We start from the raw sequence: 25733 nt of genomic DNA on the forward strand, positions 1-25733 counted from the left end.
ACCCGGGGCGGGAAGGCTGTACGTGTCATAGCCGTGTCGACCCGCCCCTTAGGAAAACCCCTGATGCTGGATTCACTACTGGTACCCACCGCAATCGTTGCCTTGGCCGAAATCGGCGACAAGACGCAATTGCTCGCGCTCATTCTCGCCGCCCGTTTTCGCAAGCCCTGGCCGATCATCGCCGGTATCGTCGCCGCGACCCTGGCCAACCATGCGGCAGCCGGTGCGGTAGGCGCCTGGGTTGGCAGCTTCTTCTCGGATACGCTACTGCACTGGATTCTGGCCGCCAGCTTTGCCGCGACGGCACTGTGGACCCTGGTGCCGGACAAAATGGACGATGACGAAGCCAGTACCGCCCGCAAGTTCGGACCGTTCCTGACCACGCTGATTGCGTTTTTCCTCGCGGAAATCGGCGATAAGACCCAGATCGCGACCGTGATGCTCGCCGCGCAATACCCTGAACTGTGGCTGGTGATCATCGGCACCACCCTCGGCATGTTGATTGCCAACGTACCGGTGGTTCTGGCGGGCAACTTTGCGGCGGACAAACTGCCATTGACGTTGATCCGTCGACTGGCGGCGTCGGCGTTCTTCATCCTGGCGATTGTCGCGGTTTACAAGGCGATGCAGAGCAGTGGGTGGGTTTGACGGGGTAGGTCGAGAGACCGCGTTATCGTTCTTCGCGGGCAAGCCTCGCTCCTACAAGAGCGGGCTGGCTCGCGAAAACTCCATCAGTGATTCCTGGACTGCTCGTAAAGCGGCATGACCTTCGGAATCGCCGCCTGCAACGAAGCAATACGGCTCGACGAAGCCGGGTGGGTACTCATGAACTCCGGCGGCGAACCTTCCGAGGCCTTGGCCATCTTGTTCCACAAGGTGATCGCGGCGTTCGGGTCGTAGCCGGCACGGGCGGCCAGCTCGAGGCCAATCAGGTCCGCTTCGTTTTCATTGGACCGACTGTTGGGCAAGGTCATGCCGTAGTTGGCCACGGCATCCGCCAGCGCCAGGCTGCCCTGGCCCAGGCCGAACAAGGCACCGGCGCCCTGCTTGGCCATTTCGATGCCATAGGCCTTGGACATCGCCTCACGACCGTGCTCGCGCAGGGCGTGGGCGATTTCGTGACCAAGGATCGCGGCGATTTCGTCATCGGTCAGCTGCAGCTTGTCCATCAGGCCGGTATAGAAAATGATCTTGCCACCGGGCCCGCAGTTGGCGTTGAGCTCATCGCTCTTGATCAGGTTGACTTCCCACTTCCACTGGGCCGAATCCGGACGGAAAACCGGAGCCTGGGCAATCAGCCGATCGGAAATCAGCTGGATGCGCTTGGCATCGTTGCTGGTCTTGTCCAGCACACCCTTGCTGTTCGCCTCGCCCACCGTATTCTGGTAAGACTGGGCGTACATCTGATTGACCTCATCAGTGGACAGCATGCTGAACATGTATTGCTTGCGCTCAACCCCTACGGCGCCACCGCTGGTAGTGTTGACCGACTGGCAGCCAGCGAGCAGCAGCGCTGCGCCGAGTGCACCTACAACCAAAATCTTGTTCATCGAAAGACTCCATGAAAACTGCCGCCTATCCTAGGCGTGGGAATGTATCGACGCCAGATACACAGAAGATAAGACGCTTTTTTCAAGCAAAGCGCTCATCGACGCAGGAAAAAATTCACATTGCAGGCGCTGGCTTGCCCGCAAAGACTTTGGCCCAAACACCGCACCTCAACCGGGCGTCAAACACTCCGGGCCATTGAGCTTCGGATCATTGACCATGTTGGCCAGCACCCGCTCACGCAGCGCAGCGGGTTCGCTGGCGAGCAAGGCTTGCAGGGCATGCAGCGGCGTCTCGGGATCGAGCCAGATTTGCTGCCCAGCCTCATCGAGAATCAACGGTCGACGCTGGCTCGCCGCCGGTTGCGTGATCACCGCCGTGCTAAGCCACACCTGCTCCTGCACCGGGTAGGCCTCCCAGATGGCGGCGAAAAAAAGCGACGAGCCCTCACCCGGCGTCAGCCAGTACGGCCGCTTGCGAGTGGTACCGCGCCATTCGTAGAAACCGTTGGCCGGCAGCAGGCAACGACGCTCGCGCAAGGCTTGGCGAAACATCGGTTGTTCGGCAACGGTCTCGGCCCGGGCATGGGCCGGGGTGCGGGATAAGTCGGTCAGCCACGGCGGTGTCAGGCCCCAGCGCGCACGGGCCAGTTCACGCTGACCGTCCTGGCCTGCGCGCAGCATCAGCACCGAATCATTAGGGGAAATGTTCCACTGGGCCTGCTGATCGGCTGGAAAACCTGGCAGGCTCGCAAAATCGCGATTCCAGCGAAACAGGGCATAACGTCCACACATGGGGCAGCACGACTCTAGATCAAACGAACGCCAGCCTAACAGACCAGCGTGCCGGGAAAGCTGTCCGGTTCATCGCCGGACAGCGGCAACGCAGCATTGTACGCGGTGATCAGCTCGCGGGCGTATTGCGCCTGGTCATTATCCACCGCCAGCCCCAACAGGCCAAAGATCGGCAACTCACCCGTGGCGCCCACCAGATCGCGCCCCACCAGATGCGCCTCGACACCTTCGCTGGCGAGCATGCCTTGCAGCAACTCGCCTTCCATCAAGTTTTCCGGTTCGTAGATGCGCTGCATATGCGCCCTCACTCGTTTTCACTGAATACTTCGAGGTGCCATTCGTCTTCGTGAACTTGCAATACAAATGTTATCGGCCGGCAACACACCTGACAGTCCTCGATATAGGTCTGATCGCCGCCGGATAAATCCAGGGTCGTCTCGACTTCCTCACCACAATACGGACATTCATAAACTGCGCTTTCCAGCATCGCGGTCTCCCAGGTGACTTGTGCGTATAATCGCCGGTCTATTTGCAGGGCTATTTTTGTCTGACTACTTTTTCAGACCGTGCCCCGCTGGTTTTCGATCAAAACCTTTACTTACCCTAGCCGTTTCTAACAAGAGAGCATGATGGGCGAATTCGATGCCATCCGACCTTACGACGATAGCGAAGTCCCAGCGGTGCTGGCACGACTGCTCGGCGACAAGGCGTTTCTAGATATCCTCACCCACTTCCGCTTTCCGCGTTTTGCCGGCGCCTTAGGCTGGGCGCTCAAACCCCTTATAGCTCATCGGCTGCGCCGTGAGTTCGCCGGCATCACGTCGGTGGCCACCTTGCAGGACAAAGTCGAGTACTACGTCGACCACACCATCGAGCGCGCCACGGACGGTGTGACGTACACCGGCGTGGAGCAGTTCAAGTCCGGCAGCGCCTATCTGTTCATCGCCAATCACCGCGACATCGTGATGGACCCGGCCTTCGTCAATTACGCCGTGTACCACGCCGGCCTGCCGACCCCGCGCATCGCCATCGGTGACAACCTGCTGCAAAAGCCCTTTGTCAGCGACCTGATGCGCCTGAACAAGAGTTTCATCGTGCACCGTTCGATCACCGGACGCCGCGAAAAAATGGCGGCGTACCAATTGCTGTCGGCGTACATCAACCATTCGATCCGCAACGATTGCGCCTCGATCTGGATCGCCCAGGCCGAGGGACGGGCCAAGGACGGTGATGACCGCACCGAGTCAGCGATCCTCAAGATGTTCCACATGAGCCGCAAGGACGAACCGTTCGGTGAAGTCATCCGCTCGCTGAACCTGACCCCCGTGTCGATCAGCTACGAGTACGATCCGTGCGACCAGGCCAAGGCCCGCGAACTCTACATCCGCGCCACCACCGGCAGCTACACCAAGGCCCCGGGCGAGGATGACGTGAGCATTGCCAAGGGCATCACCGGCTACAAGGGCCGGGTGCACGTGAATTTTGCGGCGCCCATCACCGAGCTGTTCGAAGACACCAAGCAACTGGCGATCGAGATGGACAAGCAGATCCTCGGTGGTTACCGCTTGTTCCCGGTGCATTACCTGGCCTACGCCCAATGGCAGGATGCCGACCCGCAACTGCAGGTGCCAAGCGCCAGCAAGTTGTTCCCGGCCGACGAACTGGCCAAGGCCCAGGAACAATGGCAGCAACGCCTGGACGCCTGCCCCGAGGAGCATCGCCCGTTCCTGGTGCTGCAATATGCGACCCCGGTGCGCAACCAGTATCGGGTGAAGGCTGGATTGCCGCTTTAACTGCGGATACGAAAACGGCGCCTACGGGCGCCGTTTTTTTTCAAGCGTTAAAACGGTTTAGACCTGGGTGCTGATCCACGACACCAGCAACGCCAGCCCCATGCAGGCAAAACCGAAGCGATAGAAAAACCGGTTCATGCGCAGGGTTGCCCAATCCAGCGTCGGTTCCTGGCTTGGGCTGCTCTGGCGCTGTGCCTGGAGACTGGCCATCGCGCGCTGTTCGCGGCGACGCGTGGCGTGCAGCAACCAACTGCCCGGGAAGGCCAGCAGCAAGGCCAGCAGATTGATCAATTTGGCGGGATGGGCGGTAAACAGCGTCATCAAATGCAGCGACATCACGAACCTCAAACAAAATCTTGGCAGCGGGCACCTGCGACCGCGGGCGGATTCTACCGAAAGCCCGCGCGCCTGCCCCTGCCTTTGCGACGATTAACGAATCAAATGACCAGCGGCCATGAAAAAAGCCCGAGGCCATCGCTGGCACCGGGCTTTTCGGCCTCTGACGAAGCTCTTACTCGCCGAGAACCTGACCCACGGTTGGGTCCTTGAACAAGCGGGTCAACGCATCGCTCAACACGTCGCTGACCAGCTTGGTGTTGGTTTCCTGATTCGGCGCCATGCCGAAACGCTGGTCCAGGGACGCGCCATAACGGCCGCTGTAACGACGATTGGCATTTTGCACATCGGAACGGAACGTCGCGCCAATGGTGGCCTCGGTCACGTACATGCCTTCTTTGGGCGACTGGTACTTCAACTCGGCCAAGGTCACGGTGATCTGTGGCGCGTTCAGCGCATTCGCCGTCGGGGTGAAGCCCAGCAACCGCACGGCCGCTTCGGCCTGCGCCTGCAGTTTCGGCAGGATCTGCGCGCCCTGCACGGTAATGGCGCTGGTTTCCGGGTACAGGCCGCCACGGGTGCCCAGGGTTGGCGACGGACGCCCGTCGACCACGCGCACCACCACCGGCTGGCCATGGCCGACCGGCGCCAGTTGAGCCGTCAGCTTGGGTTCCGGGTTCAGTTGTTGCGGGCTGTGGGCGCAGCCGACCAACGTCAAGCTGGTCACAGTGATCAAACCGAACAACAGGCGTTGCAACATACTCTTCTCTCCAGAATCAGGCACTAACAGGCCCGCAGTATAGCGGTGCGCCACTGCAGCGAACCAGCGCAACCATTGCAGAAAATTCTGACAAAAGTTTCAGAAACCCCTTCCTGTCACACATCTGTCACCCCCCATACACTTGCACGTAACGGCTCGCTGCCATTCTTCAGCGCAGTCACCCAAAAGGTACTTCGCCATGCGCTTTCTCGTTTCGCTGTTCGCCCCACGCCCACGGCACCGCAGCTTTGCCCTGCTCGACAGCAACGGCCATTGCCAGGCCTTCAAGCAATGCAGCCTCCAGCCGATGGGCGATGGCTGGGTCGAAATCGAGGAAATTCGCCTCAACTGGCTACAGCAACCCCTGCCCGCCAGTGCCCGCGTCAGCCAGCCTGCAGCGCGCTCACGGGCACAACACCTGATGGCGACCTGACCAGACGCCTAATAAAAGTCATTAAACACGACCATTTCCCTGCGTTTCTTCGCTACAATCTCCCCCCGATTATAAGGACGTCTCCTGATCGGGCCTCGCAGCATCGCCAATGCTTCGGTTTTGGCACCCCGCACCGCCCACAGAGAGCCGCCCACACAGATCGAGTGAAGCTGGCGCGCTTGCTGTTCCTCAAGCACGACCACCACTTTTCGCGAATCTGCAGAGCTGTCATTACGCTCGGTCACTGAGCTGTTTGCCCGTATTGCCTGCCCGGTTTTCCCTGGCGGCAAACCATCCGGGCACGGTGCCAGGCTGGGACAGCCCTTTTTTGAGGTTCACGTCTTCAAAAGAGCGTGAAAAAAACGGGTTTTCACAACTTCACAAGAGTGTGGCGAGCAAATGAATAGTTTTGCGTCTGAATATGCACCATTAGCGTCCAGTACAGCCCAACGACACAGGACCGAGTACACCTCGAATACCGGAGCCTGAAGCCTGTCCGCTACGGATTTGGTTGCACAAGCGGATGTATCGACCATAAGTCGAATTGCCAGTCGCACGTTGAAATGAGTTCATATGACTCTTATTAGACCCGGCAGGTAGCGTCCGTCGAAGTTGCGAAAAATTGCGAAGATTCGGACATGGCGATACTGCCATGAGTTCGAGGGGCATCACTGACTCGCCCCGGAACACCTGGCAGCCATGCCGACAATTTGGTGCTGCAGATTTTGGAGACGCGTTAAATGGCGCATAACGAAGCAGTCGACGTAGTACTGGTTGGGGCCGGCATCATGAGTGCCACCCTCGCGGTACTGCTCAAAGAGCTCGACCCCGCGATCAAGCTGGAAGTCGTCGAGCTGATGGATTCCGGTGCGGCGGAGAGTTCCAACCCGTGGAACAACGCCGGTACCGGTCACGCCGGCCTGTGCGAGCTGAACTACACGCCGCAGGCTGCCAATGGCACCGTCGACATCAAGAAAGCCGTGCACATCAACACCCAGTTCGAGGTGTCGAAGCAGTTCTGGTCGTACCTGACCAAGAAAGGCACGTTCGGCTCGTGCAAATCGTTTATCAGCCCGGTGCCACACCTGAGTTTCGTGCAGGGCGACAGCGGCGTGTCCTTCCTCAAGGAACGCTTCAACGTGCTGCATAAGCACCACGCCTTCGCCGACATGGAATACACCGAAGACAAGGCCAAGATGGCCGAGTGGATGCCGCTGATGATGCCGGGACGCGATCCTGGCGAAACCCTCGCGGCCACTCGCGTGATCAATGGTACCGACGTCAACTTCGGCGCCCTGACCAACCAGTTGCTCAAGCACCTGACCAGCGCGCCCGATGCCCAGGTCAAGTACTGCAAGCGCGTGACCGGCCTCAAGCGCAGCAACGGCGGCTGGACTGTCAGCATCAAGGACGTCAACAGCGGCAACAGCCGTGAAGTCGACGCCAAGTTCGTCTTCCTCGGCGCCGGCGGTGCGGCACTGCCGCTGCTGCAAGCCTCGGGCATCGAAGAAAGCAAAGGCTTCGGCGGTTTCCCGATCAGTGGCCAATGGCTGCGTTGCGACAACCCGGAAGTGGTCAAGCACCACCAGGCCAAGGTCTACAGCCAGGCTGCCGTGGGTTCGCCACCGATGTCCGTGCCACACCTGGACACCCGCGTCGTCGACGGCAAGAAATCCCTGCTGTTCGGACCTTACGCCGGCTTCACCACCAAGTTCCTCAAGCACGGCTCCTTCATGGACCTGCCGATGTCGGTTCGCGCCGGCAACATCGGCCCGATGCTGGCGGTAGCGAAAAACAACATGGACCTGACCAAGTACCTGGTCAGCGAAGTGATGCAGTCGATGGAGCAGCGCCTGGAGTCCCTGCGTCGCTTCTACCCTGAGGCGAAAGCCGAAGACTGGCGCCTGGAAGTGGCCGGCCAACGGGTGCAGATCATCAAGAAAGACCCGAAAAAAGGCGGCGTCCTGCAATTCGGTACCGAACTGGTCGCGGCCAAGGACGGCTCCCTCGCCGCCCTGCTCGGCGCTTCGCCAGGTGCCTCGGTGACGGTTTCGATCATGCTGGAACTGATCGAAAAATGCTTCCCGGGCAAAGCCAAGGGTGAATGGGCTGCCAAACTGGCCGAGATCTTCCCGGCCCGGGAGAAAGTCCTGGAAACCGACGCCGCGCTGTATCGCAAGATCAACACGCAGAACAACATCGCCCTGGAACTGGTTGAAGCCAGCAGCGAGACTGAAAGCTACGCGTGATCCGGCCCCATGAAAAACGCCCCGTCCATCATTGATGGCGGGGCGTTTTTTTATGCCGCTTAAATCTTAACCGCGAGCCTTTTCGATCAGCTCGATGTAATCCGGTGCATTACGCTGATCCTGGATCAGGGCAACGAAGTCCTTGCCGTGCTCGTCCTTGCCGTTCACGTCATAACCGGCCTCGACGAAGAACGTCAGGAAACGCTCGAAATCGTCGATCCGCAGACCACGGTAAGCCTTGATCAGCTTGTGCAGGGACGGAGAAGTCGCGTCGACCGGTTCGAAATCGAGGAACAACTTGATCTGCTCATCGCCGATCTCGTCACCAATCACTTGTTTCTTATCTTTACGCATTGCCGACTCCAGCTCGCAGACATTTCACGGGGCGGGCAGTTTACCCCTGCGCGGGCGCCGGGCTCAACGCGGACGAACAGCCCCGGTGTGCAGATCGGCCCAGATGTGGCCGTTGGCGTAGCTGAGAAACTGGCAATACACCGTGTCGTTACGCAACAAGTCGATGATGACCCGGTATTGAGCCAGCGGGTAATACAGCGTCAGGATCTTGCTCTTGTCGTCGTAGAGCGGTTTTTTCAGGCTTTTGCTTTCGCCATCGAAATTGACCAGCACCTGACTGATGGTCGCGCCCTTGTTCAGGGATTTGCCCTTGAGGCGAATCATCAGCGGCGAGGTGACGGGGATCGGCTGCTGGCTGGACTGGCGTTGACTGCCGACCACCACCGAATACTCGGTGACTTGCAGCAGTTGTTGCTGTTCCGGTTCCGCGTCACGCAGGTTCAGGTCATCCGGCGGCAGGAACTGCCCGTGCATGGGAGCCGGGGCGGCCGCCAATGGCAGGCTGAGGGTCAGCAACAGGGCGGCGCAGTAGCGGATCGAACGGCTCATGACAGGTTCCGGAGTCGAATGTAGGAGCGAGCATGCTCGCGATGGTCGTCAACGATAACACTGGGAGCCTGATACCCCACGGTGGTCTTGAGTTCATCGTCGGAGCGCCGCCCGGAGCATGCTCGCTCCTACAGGAGGGGTGATCAGTCGAACTGCGCGCGCATCCAGGCCTGATACTCGGCAACACCGGGCTCGCCTTCACGTGGCGCCCAATGAGCCAGCTCACCTTCGCCGACCGGGCGGTAGGGGCCCGCCTTGCACTCGAACATCAGGCTATCGGCTTCAAGCACCACCAGGCCGTGGAACACACCCGTAGGCAGGTCCACGCCGACACACTCGCCACCGGCCTGCAAGACCGTCTTGCTCAGGACAACACCGGACTCGTCAAAGATCAACACGCCCAACCGCCCCTTGAGCACCAGCAAGGTTTCGGCCTTGTTGTCGCCCAGGTGACGATGAGGCGGGACATACGTCGATGGTTGCAAGCCCACGGCCATGCGATGGCAGGCGTCTTCCATCTGGTGGAAGTTGTGATGCTGGCGCCCGCGAGGGTTGGCCGCCGCTTTCTCGGCCAATTCGGCGAACAGGGTGTGATCAAGAAAGCGAGGCGTGGTCATGTCTTACATTCCTTTAACGGCAAAAATCCCGTTGGCGTTGCGCCAGTAGCCTTTGTAGTCCATGCCGTAGCCAAAGATATAACGGTCGATGCACGGCAAACCGACGAAATCGGCCTTCAGGTCCGGACGCGCCTTGCGGTCGTGGTCCTTGTCGATCAGCACGGCGGTGTGCACTTTGCGCGCGCCGGCGTGTTTGCAGAAGTCGATGATCGCGCCCAGGGTATGACCTTCATCGAGGATGTCGTCGATGATCAGTACATCACGGTCGATGAACGACACTTCCGGCTTGGCTTTCCAGAACAGCTCGCCGCCGCTGGTTTCGTTGCGGTAGCGGGTGGCGTGCAGGTAGGACGCTTCCAGCGGGAATTGCAGGTGTGTGAGCAGCTTGCCGGCAAAAATCAGCCCGCCGTTCATCACACAGAACACCACCGGATTGCTGTCCGCCAGTTCATCGTTGATGTGTGCACCGACGCGGGCGATGGCTGCCTCGACTTCAGCTTCGGTGTACAGGCAGTCAGCCTCTCGCATGATTTGACGGATATGCTCGAGATCAGCGGACATGGCGCTCTCCAGGGATGGCGGTTTCGGAAAAGCCGGCAAAGGTACGCATCTGGCGAGGCCAGATCAAGCGATTGTGGACTAACGTACTCTATGTCTATAGGACATCAACCTCGGATAGATTAATCTAGGCCGGTTTTTTTGCCCGCCGCCGGAGCCTTTCCCATGCCCATCCTCGAGATCCGCCACCCGCTGATCCGCCACAAACTTGGCCTAATGCGCCGCGCAGACATCAGCACGAAGAATTTCCGCGAGCTCGCTCAGGAAGTCGGTGCCCTGCTGACCTATGAAGCCACCAAAGACCTGCCGCTGGAAACCTACGATATCGAAGGTTGGTGCGGCACCGTATCGGTGGAGAAGATCGCCGGCAAGAAGATTACCGTGGTGCCGATCCTGCGCGCCGGTATCGGCATGCTCGAAGGCGTGCTGAGCCTGATCCCGGGCGCCAAAGTCAGCGCCGTGGGCGTGGCCCGCAACGAGGAAACCCTCGAAGCCCACACCTACCTCGAGAAGCTGGTGCCGGAAATCGACGAACGCCTGGCGATGATCATCGACCCGATGCTCGCCACCGGCGGCTCGATGGTTGCCACCATCGACCTGCTGAAAAAAGCCGGTTGCAAGGACATCCGCGCCATGGTGCTGGTCGCTGCACCAGAAGGTATCGCCGTGGTCGAGAAAGCTCACCCGGACGTGATCATCTACACCGCTTCGATCGACCAGAAGCTCAACGAACACGGTTACATCATCCCGGGCCTGGGCGATGCTGGCGACAAGATCTTCGGCACCAAGCAGAAGGACGCGTGAGCATGCAGCAAGAGTTCAACGATCCGCTCTGGCGCACGGTGCTGTCTGGCGCCCAGATGCTGTTCGTGGCCTTCGGCGCCCTGGTGCTGATGCCGCTGATCACGGGTCTCGACCCGAACGTGGCATTGTTCACCGCAGGCCTGGGGACGATTCTGTTCCAGGTCGTCACCGGGCGTCAGGTACCGGTGTTCCTGGCGTCGAGCTTCGCGTTCATCACCCCGATCATTCTCGCCAAGGGCCAGTTCGGCCTCGCCGCGACCATGGGCGGCGTGATGGCGGCCGGTTTTGTCTATACGTTCCTCGGCCTGGCAGTGAAAATCAAAGGCACCGGCTTCATCGACCGCCTGCTGCCGCCGGTGGTGATTGGCCCGGTGATCATCTCCATCGGCCTGGCCATGGCGCCGATCGCCGCCAACATGGCGATGGGCAAGGCCGGTGACGGCAGCGAACTGATCCATTACCAGACGGCGATGCTGATCTCGATGCCGGCGCTGCTGACCACCCTGATCGTCGCCGTGTTCGGCAAAGGCATTTTCCGCCTGGTGCCGATCATTTCCGGTGTGCTGGTGGGGTTTGCCATGGCGTTCTACTTTGGCGTGGTCGATACCGCGAAAATTGCCGCAGCGCCCTGGTTCGCCATTCCCCACTTCACCGCCCCGGAATTCAACTGGCAGGCGATCCTGTTCATCGTTCCCGTGGCCCTGGCACCGGCCATCGAGCACATCGGCGGCGTGATTGCCGTGGGTAGCGTGACCGGTCGCGATTACCTGAAGAAACCTGGCCTGCATCGTACCCTGCTGGGTGATGGCATTGCCACCACCGCCGCCGGCCTGTTCGGCGGTCCGCCCAACACCACGTACGCCGAAGTCACTGGCGCGGTGATGCTGACCAAGAACTACAACCCGAAAATCATGACCTGGGCGGCGATCTTCGCCATCAGCCTGGCGTTCATCGGCAAATTCGGTGCGTTGCTGCAAAGTATTCCAGTCCCGGTGATGGGCGGGATTCTCTGCCTGTTGTTCGGCTCGATTGCGGCCGTGGGGATGAACACGCTGATTCGCCACAAGATTGACCTGGGCGAAGCGCGCAACCTGGTGATCGTCTCGGTGACCCTGGTGTTCGGTATTGGCGGCGTGCTGGTCGGTACGGGCACAGGTCCCGACGACTTCGGCCTCAAAGGCATCGCGCTGTGCGCGGTGGTGGCGATTGCGCTGAACCTGATCCTGCCGGGCAATGACAGCTGGAAGCACAAGAAGGCGCAAGATCCGTTGATCTAAGCAGCTTCAAGGACGCCTTCGCGGGCAAGCCTCGCTCCTACAAGATGTCGTCGTCCTATTGACCGACGTAAATCCTGTAGGAGCGAGGCTTGCCCGCGAAGCTTTTGGGCTTACAACACCAATGGCGCCCTTTCACACAACGCATTCAACGCCTTCGCCCACTGCGGGTCATCGTTGAGGCACGGCACCAGCACCAACTCCTCTCCCCCCGCTTCGCGGAATTGCTCCCGCCCGCGATCGCCGATTTCTTCCAGCGTCTCGATGCAATCGGCCACGAAGGCCGGGCACATCACCAGCACTTTCTTCGCGCCGCTTTTGCCCAGCTCATCCAGGCGCGCCTCGGTGTAGGGCTCGATCCACTTGGCTCGCCCCAGGCGCGACTGGAATGACACCGACCATTTGCCGTCCGGCAATCCCATACGCTTGGCGAACGCTGCGGCGGTGCGCAGGCATTGACCGCGATAACAGGTCGCGACCACTTGCGGCGGTGCACCGGCGCAGCAATCGCCCCCGCCTTCGAAGCTATGCCCCGGGTTGAGCTTCGTCAGGTGCCGCTCCGGCAAACCATGGAAGCTCAACAGCAGGTGATCGTAATCCTGTTCCAGATAAGGCCGGGTCGTGGCCACCAGCGCATCGAGGTATTCCGGTTGATCGTAGAACGGCTGCAGCACCGACAGTTGCACGTCGAGGTTTTTCTCACGCACTACCCGCTTGGCCTCTTCGATCACCGTCGTCGTGGTGCTGTCGGCGAATTGTGGATAAAGCGGTGCCAGTGTTATCCGCTTGTGCCCTTGGGCTACCAGGCGTACCAGTGTCGATTCGATCGACGGCTCACCATAGCGCATGGCCAGTTCCACCGGGCCGTGATGCCACTGCGCTGTCATGGCCTTCTGCAGGCGCCGGCTGAGTACCACCAGCGGCGAGCCCTCGTCCCACCAGATCGACGCGTAGGCATGCGCCGACTGTTCGGGGCGCTTGATCAGGATCAGCGATACCAGCAAACGCCGCACTGGCCATGGCAGGTCGATGACGTACGGGTCCATCAGGAACTGATTGAGGTAGCGGCGCACATCCGCTACCGAAGTGGAGGCCGGTGAGCCCAGGTTGACCAGAAGCAACGCGTGATCGGTCATGCAACGTCCTATTTCAAAGGCGGCTGGAAAGGTCGTCCAGGGCCGCGCGCAAATCAGTGAACTGGAAAGTGAAACCCGCTTCCAGCAAGCGAGCCGGTACTGCCTTCTGGCCGCCCAGCAACAGCAATGACAACTCGCCCAGGCACACCTTTAACGCCAAGGCCGGCATGGGCATGAACGTCGGGCGGTGCAGCACGCTGCCCAACGTCTTGGCGAACTCGCGGTTGCGCACCGGTTTGGGCGCGCAGGCATTATAAGGACCAGTGGCGCTTTGCCGATGCAGAAGAAAATCAATCAGGGCAATTTGATCGTTGATATGAATCCACGACATCCACTGCCGGCCACTGCCGATAGGCCCGCCCAGCCCCAGTTTGAACGGCAACAACAGGCGCGACAAAAAGCCGCCCTCTGCCGACAACACCAGCCCGGTGCGAATGAAGATCACGCGCATGCCCAAACCTTCGGCGCGCTGGGCAGTTTCCTCCCAGGCTATGCATAGCTGACTGGCGAAATCATCGATGACCGGTGGCGAATTCTCGGTCAGTTCACGCTCACCGCCATCGCCGTACCAACCGACCGCGGATCCCGAAATCAATACCTGCGGTTTCTGTTCACGGCTTTCGAGCCAGGCCAGCAGGGTTTCCGTCAGGGTGATGCGACTGCTCCACAACAGGGCTTTGCGCTTGTGGGTCCATGGGCGATCGGCGATCGGCGCACCGGCCAGATTGACGATGGCGTCCACCGGGTCTTGCCCGATCTCTTCAAGCCGGGCAATGCCACGCACCTGGGCTCCGCAGATTTTGGTGACTTTTGCAGGCGTCCGGCTCCAGACTGTAAGGCGATGCCCTTGACTCAACCAGTGACGGCAGAGCTGACGTCCTATCAAACCAGTACCGCCGGTCAGCAATATGTGCATGACTACTTCCTCGCGTGGCGTTTTACCCTGATCACTAGTCTATTTTTATAAGCAAGGGATCTTTTGGTATCGGGCAGGCCCTGTGTTTAACAATAGGCCAAGCTGTCAGAACGAGAACGCTGAAAGTTATACCAAAAAACAATATTGTACAGGTTTCAACCCCGGCGTAGTCTGTACAGACAGGTAAACGAGGCCCTTATGACTGTACCTATCGCAATCATCGGCACCGGCATTGCCGGACTCTCAGCCGCACAAGCCCTGACCGACCTGGGGTATGTCGTGCAACTTTTCGATAAAAGCCGCGGCAGTGGCGGACGCATGTCGAGCAAGCGCAGCGATGCGGGTGCTCTGGACATGGGTGCGCAATATTTCACCGCCCGCGACCGTCGCTTTGTCACCGAAGTCCAGCGCTGGCAGACCAAGGGCTGGGTCGCCGAATGGACCCCGCAGCTGTATACCTTCCATGGCGGCCGGCTCGATCTGTCGCCGGACGAACAGACACGCTGGGTCGGCACCCCGCGCATGAGCGCCATCACCCGTTCCCTGCTGGGCGACTTGGAAGTGCATTTCGCCTGCCGGATCACCGAGGTGTATCGCGGTGAAGAACACTGGCACTTGCAGGATGCCGAAGGCTTCACCCACGGTCCGTTCAGTCATGTGGTCATCGCCACCCCGGCCCCCCAGGCAACCGCGCTGCTGGCCTCCGCGCCGAAGCTCGCCGGCGCCGCCGCCGGGGTAAAAATGGACCCCACCTGGGCCGTTGCACTGGCATTCGAAACGCCTCTGGAAACGCCGATGGAAGGCTGCTTCGTGCAAGACAGTCCACTTGACTGGCTGGCGCGCAATCGCAGCAAACCAGGGCGCGACAACACCCTCGACACCTGGGTGCTGCACGCCACCAGTGCCTGGAGTCGCCAGCACATCGACTTGCCAAAAGAAGCGGTGATCGAGCAACTGCACGGTGCGTTTGCCGAGCTGTTGCACGACTCCATGCCCGCACCCAGCTTCAGCCTGGCCCATCGCTGGCTCTACGCCCGCCCCGCCAGCAGCCATGAATGGGGCACCTTGGCCGATGCGGACCTGGGCCTGTATGCGTGCGGCGACTGGTGCCTGTCCGGACGCGTCGAAGGTGCGTGGCTCAGCGGCCAGGAAGCCGCCCGCCGTCTGCATGCACACTTGCAGTAACTGCAACACCCGACACTGACTTGCCAGCGATGAATGATAATGCGGTGCGGCTGAACACCGCTGCACCTGGATCGCTGGCAACATGCATCAGGCCAGTCACCCGCCTCACCAAAAAACTTATACAACTAATTTGACTTGTACACTTTTGAATCTATGATGAACCTATGTTGTACAGACTTTCAGCTCTGTACAGGTTTAGATTCCGAGGTGCTCGATGCCCCTGCCCCCTGCCAAACCGAAAATCGCCATCAGCGCCTGCCTGATGGGTTTTGACGTGCGCTACAACGGCGGGCACAAGGCGTCGCGACTGTGCAGGCAGGTCCTCAGCGACTACTTCGACTTCGTCCCGATCTGCCCGGAAGTCGCCATTGGACTGGGCATTCCGCGCCAACCAATCCGACTGGTGGGAGATGCGGATGCACCCCAGGCCGTCGGCACGGTCGACCGCGACATCAATGTCACCCAACCGCTGGCCAACTATGGTCGGCAGATGGCGGCGGAGCTTGGTGATATCTGCGGTTACATCTTCATGCAGCAATCCCCTTCCTGCGGCCTGGAGCGGGTCAAGGTCTACCACGTCAATGGCGCACCGGTGAAGGGCGGTGGCCGGGGCATCTACGCCCGGGCGTTCTGTGCCCAGCAAGCGGACCTGCCGGTGGAAGAAGACGGCCGTCTGAACGACCCGGTGCTGCGAGAAAACTTTCTCACCCGCGTATTCGCCTATGGCGACTGGCAACAGCTGCTGCGAGAAGGCCTGAGCCGTCCCGGCCTGACAACATTTCACTCGCGCTACAAGTACCTGTTGATGGCTCATAACCCGATGCAATACAAAATTCTCGGCAATTTGCTGGGCAACATGGGCCATAGCGACCCGAAAGAACTTGGACCACGCTACTTCAGCCTGTTGATGGCCGCCCTGAAGCAATGCGCGACCCGCCGCACCCACACCAATGTATTGCAGCACCTGAGCGGCTATCTGAAAAAGGCCATCAGTGCCGAGGACAAGCAGGAAGTGCAACACCTCATCGCTCAATACCGCCAAGGCATCGTGCCGCTGGTGGTGCCGCTGACGTTGCTCAAGCATCACTTTCGTCAACATCCGGACCCGTACATCGATCAGCAGGCGTACCTGCAACCCCATCCGGAAAATCTCAGCCTGCGAAACGCCATCTGATGAAACCCCTACTCGACAGCAGCGCCAGCGAAGACTTTGGTGCCGACTTCAAGAAAGCCCTGGACGAAGGCTGGCTGCCGATCCGCGAAGTTGCCCGCCAGACCGGGGTGAACGCCGTGACGCTGCGAGCCTGGGAACGTCGCTACGGCCTGATCGTGCCGCAACGCACACCCAAGGGCCACAGGCTGTTCTCGGCCGAACATGTCCAACGCATCCTGGCGATCCTCACCTGGATCAACCGCGGCGTGGCCGTCAGCCAGGTCAAGCAATTGCTCGACACGCCGCAGGCTTTCAGCGGGTTCGTCGAAAACGATTGGCAAGTGTTGCGCCATACCTTGTTCACCGCCGTCACGCAGCTGAGTGAACGCAGCCTGGACGACACCATCAATCAGGCCATGGCGCTGTACCCGCCGCGAACCCTGTGCGAACAGTTACTCATGCCCCTGCTGGCTGAACTGGAACAACGCTGGCAAGGCCAGTTCGGCACGCAGATGGAACGAGGATTCTTCTACTCCTGGCTGCGAAGCAAGTTTGGCGCGCGCCTCTACCATAACAATCGTCAGTTACACGGCGCGCCACTGCTGCTGATCAACCACTCGGACCTGCCCCTTGAACCCCACGTGTGGCTCACGGCCTGGTTGATCAGTAGTGCCGATTGTCCGGTGCAAGTATTTGACTGGCCGCTCCCGGCCAGTGAACTGGCACTGGCTGTCGACCTGCTGCAACCACGCGGCGTACTGCTGTATTCCAGTAAAGCGATAAACCTTTCACAACTGGTGAAACTTTTAAACGGCGCCAGTTGCCCAAAAATGATCGCCGGACCAACGGTGTGTATTCACAACACCGAGTTGTCCGCGATAACTTCAGAGATCGCTGATCTGTACCTGGCCGAAACCCCCTTGGCGGCGCACCAGGTACTCGTTCAATGCGGACTCATTTAAAGGCACTTGCGCAATGAATCGGGCGAACACCCACATGCAATTGATCTGGCTGCGCAGCGACCTGCGCCTGCACGACAACACAGCCCTCTCGGCCGCGGCGGCGCGTGGCCCGACGGTGGCGGTGTATCTGCTGAGCCCGGAGCAATGGCGCGAACATGACGATGCCCCCTGCAAAGTGGACTTCTGGCTGCGCAACTTGCAGGCGTTGAGTGGTGCGCTGGGCCGATTGAACATTCCCCTGCTGATCCGCAATGCCCCCCGCTGGGATGACGCGCCGGCCGTGCTGCTCGAGTTGTGCCGGCAATTGCAGATCGACGCGGTGCATCTCAACGAGGAATACGGCATCCACGAAACCCGTCGCGATGCAGCGGTGGCCCAGACCCTGGAGGCCGAAGGCATCGAGGTTCGCCGCTACCTCGATCAACTGTTGTTTAAACCCGGCAGTGTGCTGACCAAAACCGGTAGTTACTTTCAGGTCTTCAGTCAGTTCCGCAAAGTCTGTCACGAACGGCTGCATCATTCGCTGCCCGGCCTGGTACCCACACCGGCGGCGCAAGCTGCGCTGAACATTGCCAGCGACGCCATCGCGACCCAGGTCGAAGGCTTCGACGTGCCCCCTGACAGTCTGCGTGACCTGTGGCCGGCCGGTGAAGGCGAAGCCCGGCGGCGCCTCGACAGCTTTACCGAGATGCAGATTGACTACTACCAGAGCGAGCGCGACTTCCCGGCAAAACCCGGCACCAGCCAACTCTCGGCTTATCTGGCCGCGGGGGTGATTTCTCCCCGCCAGTGCCTGCACGCCGCGATGCAAAGCAATCAGGGCGAGTTCGAAAGCGGCAAGGTCGGTGCCGTCACCTGGATCAATGAACTGTTGTGGCGCGAGTTCTACAAACACATTCTGGTGGGCTACCCGCGGGTTTCCCGTCACCGCGCCTTTCGCCCGGAAACCGAAGCGCTGGCGTGGCGCAACGCCCCCGAAGAACTTGCCGCCTGGCAGCAGGGCCGTACCGGCTTGCCGATCATCGACGCGGCCATGCGCCAACTGCTGGAAACCGGCTGGATGCACAATCGCCTGCGCATGGTGGTGGCGATGTTCCTGACCAAGAACCTGTTGATCGACTGGCGCGAGGGCGAACGCTTCTTCATGCGCCACCTGATCGATGGTGACCTCGCTGCGAACAACGGCGGCTGGCAATGGAGTTCGTCCACCGGCACCGACTCGGCGCCTTACTTCCGGATCTTCAACCCGCTGAGCCAGTCGGAAAAATTCGACGCCGAAGGCCTGTTCATCAAGCATTGGCTACCGCAACTGTCGGGGCTCGATAAAAAGGCTGTGCATAACCCGGCACAACTTGGCGGTTTGTTCGGTGTAGCCGGTTATCCGGCACCGATCGTCGACCTGTCCACCTCCCGCGCCCGCGCCTTGGCCGCGTTCAAGAACCTGCCGTCGCGGCAGACTGCCGGGAGCCTTTATGAATAACCTTTTACAACGTCTTTATAAGCATCTGATGGTATTCGGCCGGGCGAACGCCTGGTTGCAAAGGAGAACGGGATGAGGCTTACACCTCCACGACGATACTGGTTGACCGGTGCAAGCAACGGGGTTGGCGCCGCGCTGGCCGAGGAAATACTCAAGAGCGGCGCCCACCTGGCCGTTAGCGCCCGCTCGCTGGCCCCGCTGAAAGTCTTGTCCCTGCGTTATCCCGGGCAGGTATTAGTGGTGGCTGGCGACTTGACCAACAGCCAGACAGTCCGTGAAATCGGCGAGCAGATTGCCCGGGACTGGGGCTCCCTGGACACCGTGATCCTCAACGCCGGTACCTGCGAATACGTGGATGCCAAGCAGTTCGACGCCTCGATCATCGAGCATGTGGTACGCACCAACCTGCTCGCCAGCAGCTACTGCATCGAAGCGGCGTTGCCATTGCTGCGCTCCGGCACCGCGCCGCACCTGGTGGGCCTGGCCAGTTCGGTGACCTACCTGCCGCTGCCCCGCGCCGAATCCTATGGCGGCTCGAAAGCCGGGATGCGTTACCTGTTTGAATCCCTGCGTATTGACCTGGCACCGGAAGGGATCGAAGTCACCGTGGTCAATCCCGGGGCCGTCGAGGCGACACGGTCCGGGAAAAACGATTTACCCATGCCACTCAACTGGCCGGCGTGGAAAGCAGCGCAGCACATCTTCCACGAAATCAGGAACCGACCACTTGAGATCGCGTTGCCTGGGATGTTCATGTCCGCCCTGTGGCCGCTGCCGAAAATACCCGACCGGACGAAGTTGGCGATTGGCAAACGCATCGTTCGCAGCAGCCCGCCGATCATGGATCGATTGTGATTGAAAGATTGCGGCGTATGCCAGCGACTGAGCGTCCGTCAGAGCTTTCACACGGCACCGGCTGACTGCCTTACACTGCGCGCCATGAAAACCATCCCCCACACGCAAATCGCCACAGCGGCGGTGACCTGTTCGACCTGTGCCGCCTGCTGCTGCCAGCTCGAAGTCATGCTGATCACCGATACCGGCGTGCCCGAGCGATTCATCGACACCGATGACTGGGGGGGTGAGGTCATGCTGCGCCTGGACGACGGCTGGTGCGCCGCACTGGATCGCAACACGATGATGTGCACCATCTACGAAAAACGCCCGCTGATCTGCCGGGAATTCGAGATGGGGGCACCGGAATGCATTGAGGAGCGCCAAGGGATTTCGACGGCGTATCGCTGAAGCTCAAATCACAGAAATACAAATGTGGGAGCAAGCCCCCACATTGACCAAGCCTTACAACGGCATCGTGTAATGCAGTGCGTAACTTTCTATACCGTCGTTCGGACTGGTAATCCCGGCATTGGAATAGTGCGTCGCGCGAATTCCAACTTCATGCCCGCCGGCAAAACGCAGGCCTACACCGAAGCGGTCTTCAAACTGAAACGCGCTGCCCAGTTCGTTGCTTTCGACTTCGGTACTGGCAAACACCGCCACGCCAAAACCGAGCTCGACATAGGGTTTGACGCTCTGACCGGCAAACTCGTAAACAAACACGGGCGAAAACGAAAGGCTGTGGTTGCTGGACGTCTCTTCGCCATCCCAATAGGTGTAGGCGCCGCTCCAGTAACCGGTCAAGCGACCCACGTCGCTCTGCCACCAACTCTTGTCCCAATCCAATTGCATACCCAGGCGATAGGTCATGCTCGATTCGCCGGTCTGGCCGACCCCGAACTCCACGCCGGCAGCCTGTGCAGTGAAACTGTGCCCCATCAGTGCGGCCGCAATCGCGGCCAAGCAAAATAGTCGCTTCATAGAAACATCCTTTTCCGAACGAATACGTTTGGTTTTTTTGTTGCTCTACGTTCACAGCTATAGAAGTCGACGGTTATTCAGAAGTTCAGCCCAAATTCTTCCCCTGCCCCGAAACTTGCTTACCCTTCAAAGCTTCGCACAACGCCAGCGTTATTCCACAAGGTCGGCAATATATTTGTGAAATGAACGGGATCGGCGCTCGTCCAGAATTGCGCAGCACGCGCAGGCCCGACGGCGAGCAGTTCGCGCTCGGCCAGTAAGCGTTGAAGCTGACGCGCGACCGCCGCACCGGTGTCGATCAGGCTGATGTCGTCGGGGATCATCTGCTTGAGTAGCGGCTTGAGGAACGGGTAATGGGTGCAGCCCAGAATGATGGTGTCGGCGCCCTCGCCAAGCAGCGGCTGGACGTAACCCTCCAGCAACTGACGCAGGGCGGGACTGTGCAGGTCGCCTTTTTCGATCAACTCAACCAACCCTGGGCAAGGTTGGGTGATGACCCGAACGTCGGTGGCGAAACGGTCGAGCAACGCGGCGAACTTGGCACTCTGCAAAGTGCCCGTAGTGGCCAGCACGCCGACCACGCCACTGCGGGTAGCGGCGGCGGCCGGCTTGACGGCGGGCTCCATGCCGACAATGGGCCACTGCGAGTAATCGCGGCGCAAGTCGGCAACACCGGCGACAGTGGCGGTGTTGCAGGCCAGGACCAGGGCCTTGGCACCCTGGCGCTGAAAAAACTCGGCCATGACGCTGCAACGCTGGCGGATGAATTCCGGGGTTTTCTCGCCGTAGGGAATGTTCCCGCAATCGGCGACATACAGCAGAGACTCATCAGGCAACAGACGCTGGATCTCGGCCAGCACCGAAAGCCCACCGACACCGGAGTCGAACACGCCGATCGGCGCTTCACGCATGCTTGGGCCCACAGACGCTGCAACCCGGATCACGCTTGACCCGCAACTCACGGAAGCGCGTACCCAAGGCGTCGATCAGCAACAGGCGCCCCACCAGCGGCTCACCAAATCCTGCCAGCAATTTCAACGCTTCAAGCGCTTGCAGACTGCCGACCAGCCCCACCAGCGGCCCGACCACCCCGGCTTCGCTGCAGGTCAATTCGGCTTCGCTGCCGTGCCCGTATAAACAGTGGTAGCACGGACTTTCTGCCCGACGCGGATCGAACACCGACAATTGCCCTTCCAGGCGAATCGCCGCGCCGCTGACCAGCGGCTTGCTGGCGCTCACGCAAGCTGCGTTGACCGCTTCACGGGTGGAGAAATTGTCGGAGCAATCGAGCACCAGATCCACGGCGGCTACAGTAGCCGCCAGGGAATCTTCATCCAGCGCTGCACGATGAGCGATCAACCGGATCTCGGGGTTGATCGCGGTCAGGCGCTTGATCGCCGAATCGACTTTGCCCATGCCGATGCTGTCGGTGTCGTGAATGATCTGGCGTTGCAGGTTGGTCAGGTCGACCGTATCGAAGTCCGCCAGATGCAATTCGCCGACCCCTGCGGCGGCGAGATACAGCGCCACCGGCGCGCCGAGGCCACCGAGGCCGACGATCAATACGCGGCTGTCCTTGAGCCGCAACTGGCCGTCGATATCGATGTGTTGCAGCAGAATCTGCCGGCTGTAACGCAGCAACTCTTGATCATTCAGCACGGCAGGCGCCCCAGACTGATGCGTTGGTGACCGCCCAGATCGGTGCGGCTGTGAATGTCCTCAAAACCGCGGGTCAGCAGCAAATCGCGGACCGCCTCGGCCTGATCGTAACCATGCTCGAGCATCAACCAGCCGCCAGCGTCGAGATGGTCCGGTGCCTGGGCAACGATCAGACGCAAATCGTCGAGCCCGTCGACACCGGCCACCAGGGCGCTGGCCGGTTCGAAGCGTACGTCGCCTTCCACCAGGTGCGGGTCGGCGGAAGCGATATACGGCGGGTTGCTGATGATCAGTTGAAAACGCTGACCTTCCAGGGCGCTGAACCAATGGCTGCTCAGTACCTTGGCGTTATTGAGGTGCAGGCGCTGGCGATTGCGTTCGGCCAGGGCCACGGCTTCCAGTACGCGATCCACGGCGGTGACGTTCCAGGCCGGACGCTCGCTCGCCAGTGCCAGGGCAATCGCGCCACTGCCAGTGCCCAGGTCGAGGACGTTGGCGGGGGTGGCTGGCAACAGCTCCAACGCGGCTTCCACCAGCAACTCGGTGTCCGGGCGCGGGATCAGCGTGTGCGGCGCGACTTCCAGGTCGAGTTTCCAGAAACCTTGCTGGCCGAGAATGTACGCCACCGGTTCACCGCTGCGGCGGCGCTGCAAATACTCGGCGAAGGTCAACGCCGCTTCGCTCGGCACGATGCGTTCCGGCCAGGTGTGCAGGAAGCTGCGGGACTTGCCCAACGCAGCCGCCAGCAACAATTCGGCATCCAGGCGCGCCGTTGGCGAGTCGGGCAGATCGGCCGCACGCAACAAACTGGCAATGATGGTCATTTATTCACCTATCGCCGCCAGTTGATCGGCCTGGTACTCGGCCAGCAACGGCTCGATCACGGCATCGACGCCCCCGGCGAGGATTTCGTCGAGCGAATACAGCGTCAGGTTGACCCGGTGATCGGTCACCCGGCCCTGGGCGTAGTTGTAGGTGCGGATACGTTCGGAGCGATCCCCCGAGCCCACCAGCAATTTACGCTCACTGGCGATGGCGTTGGCGGCGGCACTGGTTTGCTGGTCGTTGAGCTTGGCCGACAGCCAGGCCATCGCCCGCGCACGGTTCTTGTGCTGCGAACGCTCTTCCTGGCATTCCACGACGATACCCGATGGCAAGTGCGTGATGCGGATCGCCGAATCGGTCTTGTTCACGTGCTGCCCGCCCGCACCGGAGGAACGATAGGTATCGATGCGCAGGTCTGCCGGGTTGATCTCGATCGCTTCCTGTTCGTCCGGCTCAGGCAGCACCGCCACGGTGCAGGCCGACGTGTGGATGCGCCCCTGGGACTCGGTTGCCGGCACCCGTTGCACGCGGTGGGCACCGGACTCGAACTTCAGCTTGCCGTAGACGTTGTCGCCCTCGACTCGCGCGATGACTTCCTTGTAGCCGCCGTGTTCACCCTCGTTTTCCGAGAGGATCTCCACCCGCCAGCCGCGACGCTCGGCGTAGCGCGAGTACATGCGGAACAGGTCGCCGGAGAAAATCGCCGCCTCGTCACCACCGGTGCCCGCGCGGATTTCGAGGAACACGTTGCGCCCGTCGTTCGGGTCCTTGGGCAGCAACATGCGTTGCAGATTGGCTTCGAGCTCGACCAGGCGTTCCTTGGCTTCGCGGACTTCTTCCACGGCCATCTCGCGCATGTCCGGGTCGCTGTCCTTGAGCAGGGCCTGGGCGCCTTCGAGGTCGCCCTGCACCTTGAGCAACTGTTTGTAGGCTTCGACGATCGGCTCGACTTCCGCGTATTCCTTGGAATAGGCACGGAACTTGTTCTGATCGGAAATGACCTCGCCATCGCCAAGCAAGGCGGTCAATTCCTCGAAACGGTCCTGGAGGATGTCCAGCTTATTGAGCAGTGACGCTTTCATTGCGGTTTCTTATCCGAAAAGCTATCCGATGAGCCCTCACCGAGGGCAAAGAGTTCCTGGGCCATCGCCAGCGCATCGAGGCGACCTTCGGCAGAGAGCTTTTTCAACTGCACGCTGGGTGCGTGCAAGAGTTTATTGGTCAGGCCGCGTGCCAGTTGCACCAGCACCTCTTCGGCACTGCTGCCGTTGGCCAGCAGGCGTTGGGCTTTTTGCAGTTCTTCATCGCGCAAGCGTTCGCTCTGTTGACGATAGGCCTTGAGCACATCCACCGCCGCCAGTTCGCGCAAGCGCACCATGAAATCTTCGGCGCCCACCGAGACCATCTCTTCCGCCGCCTGGGCTGCACCCTGGCGACTCTTGAGGTTCTCGGCGACCACTTCGTGGAGGTCGTCGACGCTGTAGAGGTAGACGTCGTCCAGCTCGCCGACTTCTGGCTCGATATCCCGCGGAACGGCGATGTCGACCATGAAGATCGGCTTGTGCTTGCGCAGCTTCAAGGCGCTTTCAACAGCCCCTTTGCCAAGGATCGGCAGCTGGCTCGCCGTGGAGCTGATGACGATATCACTGCGCACCAGCTCCGCCGGAATGTCCGACAGCAGCACCGCATGGGCGCCGAACTGCTCGGCCAGCGTGCTCGCGCGCTCCAGTGTACGGTTGGCGACCACGATACGCTTCACGCCCAGGTCGTGCAGATGGCGGGCGACCAGGGTGATGGTCTCGCCGGCGCCGATCAGCAAGGCCTGGCTGCGTTGCAGGTCACTGAAAATCTGTTTGGCCAGGCTGACCGCGGCAAACGCCACGGACACCGGGTTCTCGCCGATGGCGGTGTCGGTGCGCACTTGCTTGGCCGCATTGAACGTCGCCTGGAACAAACGCCCGAGCAACGGCCCGACGGTGCCGGCCTCCCGAGCCACGGCGTAGGCCGATTTCATCTGGCCGAGGATCTGCGGTTCGCCCAGCACCAGCGAATCGAGCCCGGAGGCGACTCGCATCATGTGACGAACTGCCGCATCGTCTTCGTGCACATAAGCGCTCGCGCGCAGCTCATCGAGGCTCAAATGATGATATTCGGCCAGCCAGCGCAGCACGGTATCCGCCGACAGGTGATCCTGTTCTATATAAAGTTCACTGCGATTGCAGGTGGAGAGGATCGCAGCTTCGCGGCTGTCGGTGAGTCGGCAGAGCTGCTGCAAGGCCTCGACCAGCTGCTCAGGGGTAAAGGCCACGCGCTCGCGGACGTCTACTGAAGCAGTCTTGTGGTTAATACCGAGTGCAAGGAAGGCCATTCAAAGTCGCTGGTGGTGACGTGAAGCCGGCAATTGTCCTACTTCGTCAGATTCAGAACAACTACTCGATATCTATCACCCTGGTAGTAAGCGCCAGAGGGTGAGAGCGGTTCTCGTTTATACGGACACGACCACTGTCTGTAATAAGGGCATCGGGTAAAT

General features: G+C 60.5%; 30 protein-coding genes. 12 read left to right on the forward strand and 18 right to left on the reverse strand.

The genetic code is table 11. From position 1 onward, the window contains the following. Positions 1-63 precede the first annotated feature (63 nt). Positions 64-648, forward strand: coding sequence for a TMEM165/GDT1 family protein (locus tag OH720_RS26865; protein ID WP_095192951.1), 585 nt, complete (start codon positions 64-66; stop codon positions 646-648). An 83-nt stretch (positions 649-731) separates the two neighbouring features. On the opposite strand, the gene OH720_RS26870 is transcribed toward OH720_RS26865, so the two are convergent. From OH720_RS26870 to OH720_RS26885, 4 genes are all read right to left on the reverse strand, one after another. Beyond that, positions 732-1550, reverse strand: coding sequence for a M48 family metallopeptidase (locus OH720_RS26870; protein WP_008060229.1), 819 nt, complete (start codon positions 1548-1550; stop codon positions 732-734). Positions 1551-1718: 168 nt separating this feature from the next. After that, the gene (locus OH720_RS26875) at positions 1719-2342 is read right to left on the reverse strand and encodes an SOS response-associated peptidase (protein ID WP_180205346.1); all 624 of its coding nucleotides are present in this window, start codon (positions 2340-2342) and stop codon (positions 1719-1721) included. 35 nt (positions 2343-2377) lie between these two features. Continuing rightward, positions 2378-2638: a putative signal transducing protein gene (locus tag OH720_RS26880; RefSeq protein ID WP_180205347.1), complete on the reverse strand. Its 261-nt coding sequence runs from the start codon at positions 2636-2638 to the stop codon at positions 2378-2380. An 8-nt stretch (positions 2639-2646) separates the two neighbouring features. Continuing rightward, positions 2647-2829: a CPXCG motif-containing cysteine-rich protein gene (locus OH720_RS26885; protein ID WP_008060224.1), complete on the reverse strand. Its 183-nt coding sequence runs from the start codon at positions 2827-2829 to the stop codon at positions 2647-2649. Positions 2830-2968: 139 nt separating this feature from the next. On the opposite strand from OH720_RS26885, the gene OH720_RS26890 reads away from it, so the two are divergent. Then, positions 2969-4135, forward strand: a complete 1167-nt coding sequence (locus OH720_RS26890; protein ID WP_272603518.1) for a 1-acyl-sn-glycerol-3-phosphate acyltransferase — start codon at positions 2969-2971, stop codon at positions 4133-4135. A 57-nt stretch (positions 4136-4192) separates the two neighbouring features. Here the strand turns inward: OH720_RS26890 and OH720_RS26895 are convergent, their stop codons facing one another. Together OH720_RS26895 and OH720_RS26900 are read right to left on the reverse strand one after the other, a co-directional pair. Continuing rightward, the gene (locus OH720_RS26895; protein ID WP_020799764.1) at positions 4193-4471 is read right to left on the reverse strand and encodes a hypothetical protein; all 279 of its coding nucleotides are present in this window, start codon (positions 4469-4471) and stop codon (positions 4193-4195) included. A gap of 175 nt (positions 4472-4646) precedes the next feature. Next, the gene (locus OH720_RS26900; RefSeq protein ID WP_008060219.1) at positions 4647-5231 is read right to left on the reverse strand and encodes a YajG family lipoprotein; all 585 of its coding nucleotides are present in this window, start codon (positions 5229-5231) and stop codon (positions 4647-4649) included. Between the two features lie 199 nt (positions 5232-5430). On the opposite strand from OH720_RS26900, the gene OH720_RS26905 reads away from it, so the two are divergent. After that, positions 5431-5664: a hypothetical protein gene (locus OH720_RS26905; protein WP_272603519.1), complete on the forward strand. Its 234-nt coding sequence runs from the start codon at positions 5431-5433 to the stop codon at positions 5662-5664. 740 nt (positions 5665-6404) lie between these two features. Further along, on the forward strand, positions 6405-7913 hold the full coding sequence (mqo, locus tag OH720_RS26910; protein ID WP_272603520.1) for a malate dehydrogenase (quinone): 1509 nt from the start codon (positions 6405-6407) through the stop codon (positions 7911-7913). A gap of 66 nt (positions 7914-7979) precedes the next feature. Here the strand turns inward: mqo and OH720_RS26915 are convergent, their stop codons facing one another. The 4 genes from OH720_RS26915 to OH720_RS26930 all read right to left on the reverse strand — a co-directional run bounded on the left by OH720_RS26915 (position 7980) and on the right by OH720_RS26930 (position 9994). Then, complete coding sequence (locus OH720_RS26915) at positions 7980-8267, reverse strand: PA4642 family protein (RefSeq protein WP_272603521.1); 288 nt, start codon at positions 8265-8267, stop codon at positions 7980-7982. A 63-nt stretch (positions 8268-8330) separates the two neighbouring features. After that, the gene (locus OH720_RS26920) at positions 8331-8816 is read right to left on the reverse strand and encodes a hypothetical protein (protein ID WP_272603522.1); all 486 of its coding nucleotides are present in this window, start codon (positions 8814-8816) and stop codon (positions 8331-8333) included. A gap of 143 nt (positions 8817-8959) precedes the next feature. Continuing rightward, on the reverse strand, positions 8960-9433 hold the full coding sequence (locus tag OH720_RS26925; RefSeq protein WP_272603523.1) for a WbuC family cupin fold metalloprotein: 474 nt from the start codon (positions 9431-9433) through the stop codon (positions 8960-8962). Positions 9434-9436: 3 nt separating this feature from the next. After that, the gene (locus OH720_RS26930) at positions 9437-9994 is read right to left on the reverse strand and encodes a hypoxanthine-guanine phosphoribosyltransferase (RefSeq protein ID WP_008060214.1); all 558 of its coding nucleotides are present in this window, start codon (positions 9992-9994) and stop codon (positions 9437-9439) included. A gap of 162 nt (positions 9995-10156) precedes the next feature. Between OH720_RS26930 and upp the strand changes: the two genes are divergently transcribed. Both upp and OH720_RS26940 read left to right on the forward strand, forming a co-directional pair. Next, positions 10157-10795 (forward strand): uracil phosphoribosyltransferase, encoded by a 639-nt coding sequence (gene upp, locus OH720_RS26935; protein WP_008060213.1) that lies wholly within the window; start codon positions 10157-10159, stop codon positions 10793-10795. Between the two features lie 2 nt (positions 10796-10797). Then, positions 10798-12072 carry a uracil-xanthine permease family protein gene (locus OH720_RS26940; RefSeq protein ID WP_180205352.1) on the forward strand — a complete coding sequence of 425 codons (1275 nt, stop codon included), beginning with the start codon at positions 10798-10800 and terminating at the stop codon, positions 12070-12072. 110 nt (positions 12073-12182) lie between these two features. Here the strand turns inward: OH720_RS26940 and hemH are convergent, their stop codons facing one another. Both hemH and OH720_RS26950 read right to left on the reverse strand, forming a co-directional pair. Next, entirely contained in the window at positions 12183-13205 is a 1023-nt protein-coding gene (gene hemH / locus OH720_RS26945; RefSeq protein WP_272603524.1) for a ferrochelatase, read from the reverse strand. A gap of 13 nt (positions 13206-13218) precedes the next feature. Then, positions 13219-14121, reverse strand: a complete 903-nt coding sequence (locus tag OH720_RS26950) for a TIGR01777 family oxidoreductase (RefSeq protein ID WP_272603525.1) — start codon at positions 14119-14121, stop codon at positions 13219-13221. A 198-nt stretch (positions 14122-14319) separates the two neighbouring features. Here OH720_RS26950 and OH720_RS26955 point away from each other — a divergent pair, with 198 nt between their 5' ends. The 6 genes from OH720_RS26955 (at position 14320) to OH720_RS26980 (ending at position 20146) form a co-directional block, all read left to right on the forward strand. Continuing rightward, entirely contained in the window at positions 14320-15306 is a 987-nt protein-coding gene (locus OH720_RS26955; RefSeq protein WP_272603526.1) for an NAD(P)/FAD-dependent oxidoreductase, read from the forward strand. Between the two features lie 214 nt (positions 15307-15520). Continuing rightward, complete coding sequence (locus tag OH720_RS26960) at positions 15521-16480, forward strand: YbgA family protein (protein ID WP_272603527.1); 960 nt, start codon at positions 15521-15523, stop codon at positions 16478-16480. Further along, positions 16480-17421 carry a MerR family transcriptional regulator gene (locus OH720_RS26965; RefSeq protein ID WP_272603528.1) on the forward strand — a complete coding sequence of 314 codons (942 nt, stop codon included), beginning with the start codon at positions 16480-16482 and terminating at the stop codon, positions 17419-17421. Before OH720_RS26960 ends, OH720_RS26965 begins: the two co-directional genes overlap by 1 nt. 34 nt (positions 17422-17455) lie before the next feature. Beyond that, complete coding sequence (phrB, locus tag OH720_RS26970) at positions 17456-18901, forward strand: deoxyribodipyrimidine photo-lyase (protein ID WP_272603529.1); 1446 nt, start codon at positions 17456-17458, stop codon at positions 18899-18901. 72 nt (positions 18902-18973) lie between these two features. After that, a complete protein-coding gene (locus OH720_RS26975) occupies positions 18974-19756 on the forward strand; it encodes an SDR family NAD(P)-dependent oxidoreductase (RefSeq protein WP_272603530.1) in 783 nt (260 codons plus the stop codon). A gap of 84 nt (positions 19757-19840) precedes the next feature. Beyond that, entirely contained in the window at positions 19841-20146 is a 306-nt protein-coding gene (locus OH720_RS26980; RefSeq protein WP_008060195.1) for a YkgJ family cysteine cluster protein, read from the forward strand. A gap of 54 nt (positions 20147-20200) precedes the next feature. Here the strand turns inward: OH720_RS26980 and OH720_RS26985 are convergent, their stop codons facing one another. From OH720_RS26985 to hemA, 6 genes are all read right to left on the reverse strand, one after another. Further along, positions 20201-20719 (reverse strand): acyloxyacyl hydrolase, encoded by a 519-nt coding sequence (locus tag OH720_RS26985; protein WP_272603531.1) that lies wholly within the window; start codon positions 20717-20719, stop codon positions 20201-20203. Between the two features lie 119 nt (positions 20720-20838). After that, the gene (gene murI / locus OH720_RS26990) at positions 20839-21630 is read right to left on the reverse strand and encodes a glutamate racemase (protein WP_272603532.1); all 792 of its coding nucleotides are present in this window, start codon (positions 21628-21630) and stop codon (positions 20839-20841) included. After that, entirely contained in the window at positions 21623-22378 is a 756-nt protein-coding gene (locus tag OH720_RS26995; protein WP_272603533.1) for a molybdopterin-synthase adenylyltransferase MoeB, read from the reverse strand. The genes murI and OH720_RS26995 overlap by 8 nt, the downstream gene beginning before the upstream one ends. Continuing rightward, positions 22372-23202, reverse strand: coding sequence for a peptide chain release factor N(5)-glutamine methyltransferase (gene prmC / locus OH720_RS27000; protein WP_272603534.1), 831 nt, complete (start codon positions 23200-23202; stop codon positions 22372-22374). The genes OH720_RS26995 and prmC overlap by 7 nt, the downstream gene beginning before the upstream one ends. Further along, positions 23203-24285, reverse strand: coding sequence for a peptide chain release factor 1 (gene prfA / locus OH720_RS27005; RefSeq protein ID WP_272603535.1), 1083 nt, complete (start codon positions 24283-24285; stop codon positions 23203-23205). It lies immediately after the preceding gene. Further along, positions 24282-25571, reverse strand: a complete 1290-nt coding sequence (gene hemA, locus OH720_RS27010) for a glutamyl-tRNA reductase (RefSeq protein ID WP_272603536.1) — start codon at positions 25569-25571, stop codon at positions 24282-24284. Before hemA ends, prfA begins: the two co-directional genes overlap by 4 nt. Positions 25572-25733 lie beyond the last annotated feature (162 nt).

Origin of the sequence: Pseudomonas sp. WJP1, assembly GCF_028471945.1 — a bacterium.
GTDB lineage: Bacteria > Pseudomonadota > Gammaproteobacteria > Pseudomonadales > Pseudomonadaceae > Aquipseudomonas.

What these genes read in the sequence shown, in the direction of transcription:
- murI (WP_272603532.1), bottom strand. Translation starts at nt 21,630, where the DNA reads ATGCGTGAAGCGCCGATCGGCGTGTTCGACTCCGGTGTCGGTGGGCTT.
- prmC (WP_272603534.1), bottom strand. Translation starts at nt 23,202, where the DNA reads ATGACCATCATTGCCAGTTTGTTGCGTGCGGCCGATCTGCCCGACTCG.
- OH720_RS26985 (WP_272603531.1), bottom strand. Translation starts at nt 20,719, where the DNA reads ATGAAGCGACTATTTTGCTTGGCCGCGATTGCGGCCGCACTGATGGGG.
- OH720_RS26915 (WP_272603521.1), bottom strand. Translation starts at nt 8,267, where the DNA reads ATGCGTAAAGATAAGAAACAAGTGATTGGTGACGAGATCGGCGATGAG.
- OH720_RS26955 (WP_272603526.1), top strand. Translation starts at nt 14,320, where the DNA reads ATGACTGTACCTATCGCAATCATCGGCACCGGCATTGCCGGACTCTCA.
- mqo (WP_272603520.1), top strand. Translation starts at nt 6,405, where the DNA reads ATGGCGCATAACGAAGCAGTCGACGTAGTACTGGTTGGGGCCGGCATC.
- OH720_RS26865 (WP_095192951.1), top strand. Translation starts at nt 64, where the DNA reads ATGCTGGATTCACTACTGGTACCCACCGCAATCGTTGCCTTGGCCGAA.
- hemH (WP_272603524.1), bottom strand. Translation starts at nt 13,205, where the DNA reads ATGACCGATCACGCGTTGCTTCTGGTCAACCTGGGCTCACCGGCCTCC.
- OH720_RS26905 (WP_272603519.1), top strand. Translation starts at nt 5,431, where the DNA reads ATGCGCTTTCTCGTTTCGCTGTTCGCCCCACGCCCACGGCACCGCAGC.
- OH720_RS26880 (WP_180205347.1), bottom strand. Translation starts at nt 2,638, where the DNA reads ATGCAGCGCATCTACGAACCGGAAAACTTGATGGAAGGCGAGTTGCTG.
- OH720_RS26870 (WP_008060229.1), bottom strand. Translation starts at nt 1,550, where the DNA reads ATGAACAAGATTTTGGTTGTAGGTGCACTCGGCGCAGCGCTGCTGCTC.
- OH720_RS26940 (WP_180205352.1), top strand. Translation starts at nt 10,798, where the DNA reads ATGCAGCAAGAGTTCAACGATCCGCTCTGGCGCACGGTGCTGTCTGGC.
- prfA (WP_272603535.1), bottom strand. Translation starts at nt 24,285, where the DNA reads ATGAAAGCGTCACTGCTCAATAAGCTGGACATCCTCCAGGACCGTTTC.
- OH720_RS26890 (WP_272603518.1), top strand. Translation starts at nt 2,969, where the DNA reads ATGATGGGCGAATTCGATGCCATCCGACCTTACGACGATAGCGAAGTC.
- OH720_RS26980 (WP_008060195.1), top strand. Translation starts at nt 19,841, where the DNA reads ATGAAAACCATCCCCCACACGCAAATCGCCACAGCGGCGGTGACCTGT.
- OH720_RS26950 (WP_272603525.1), bottom strand. Translation starts at nt 14,121, where the DNA reads ATGCACATATTGCTGACCGGCGGTACTGGTTTGATAGGACGTCAGCTC.
- OH720_RS26885 (WP_008060224.1), bottom strand. Translation starts at nt 2,829, where the DNA reads ATGCTGGAAAGCGCAGTTTATGAATGTCCGTATTGTGGTGAGGAAGTC.
- OH720_RS26920 (WP_272603522.1), bottom strand. Translation starts at nt 8,816, where the DNA reads ATGAGCCGTTCGATCCGCTACTGCGCCGCCCTGTTGCTGACCCTCAGC.
- hemA (WP_272603536.1), bottom strand. Translation starts at nt 25,571, where the DNA reads ATGGCCTTCCTTGCACTCGGTATTAACCACAAGACTGCTTCAGTAGAC.
- OH720_RS26895 (WP_020799764.1), bottom strand. Translation starts at nt 4,471, where the DNA reads ATGTCGCTGCATTTGATGACGCTGTTTACCGCCCATCCCGCCAAATTG.
- OH720_RS26925 (WP_272603523.1), bottom strand. Translation starts at nt 9,433, where the DNA reads ATGACCACGCCTCGCTTTCTTGATCACACCCTGTTCGCCGAATTGGCC.
- OH720_RS26930 (WP_008060214.1), bottom strand. Translation starts at nt 9,994, where the DNA reads ATGTCCGCTGATCTCGAGCATATCCGTCAAATCATGCGAGAGGCTGAC.
- OH720_RS26875 (WP_180205346.1), bottom strand. Translation starts at nt 2,342, where the DNA reads ATGTGTGGACGTTATGCCCTGTTTCGCTGGAATCGCGATTTTGCGAGC.
- upp (WP_008060213.1), top strand. Translation starts at nt 10,157, where the DNA reads ATGCCCATCCTCGAGATCCGCCACCCGCTGATCCGCCACAAACTTGGC.
- OH720_RS26965 (WP_272603528.1), top strand. Translation starts at nt 16,480, where the DNA reads ATGAAACCCCTACTCGACAGCAGCGCCAGCGAAGACTTTGGTGCCGAC.
- phrB (WP_272603529.1), top strand. Translation starts at nt 17,456, where the DNA reads ATGCAATTGATCTGGCTGCGCAGCGACCTGCGCCTGCACGACAACACA.
- OH720_RS26975 (WP_272603530.1), top strand. Translation starts at nt 18,974, where the DNA reads ATGAGGCTTACACCTCCACGACGATACTGGTTGACCGGTGCAAGCAAC.
- OH720_RS26960 (WP_272603527.1), top strand. Translation starts at nt 15,521, where the DNA reads ATGCCCCTGCCCCCTGCCAAACCGAAAATCGCCATCAGCGCCTGCCTG.
- OH720_RS26900 (WP_008060219.1), bottom strand. Translation starts at nt 5,231, where the DNA reads ATGTTGCAACGCCTGTTGTTCGGTTTGATCACTGTGACCAGCTTGACG.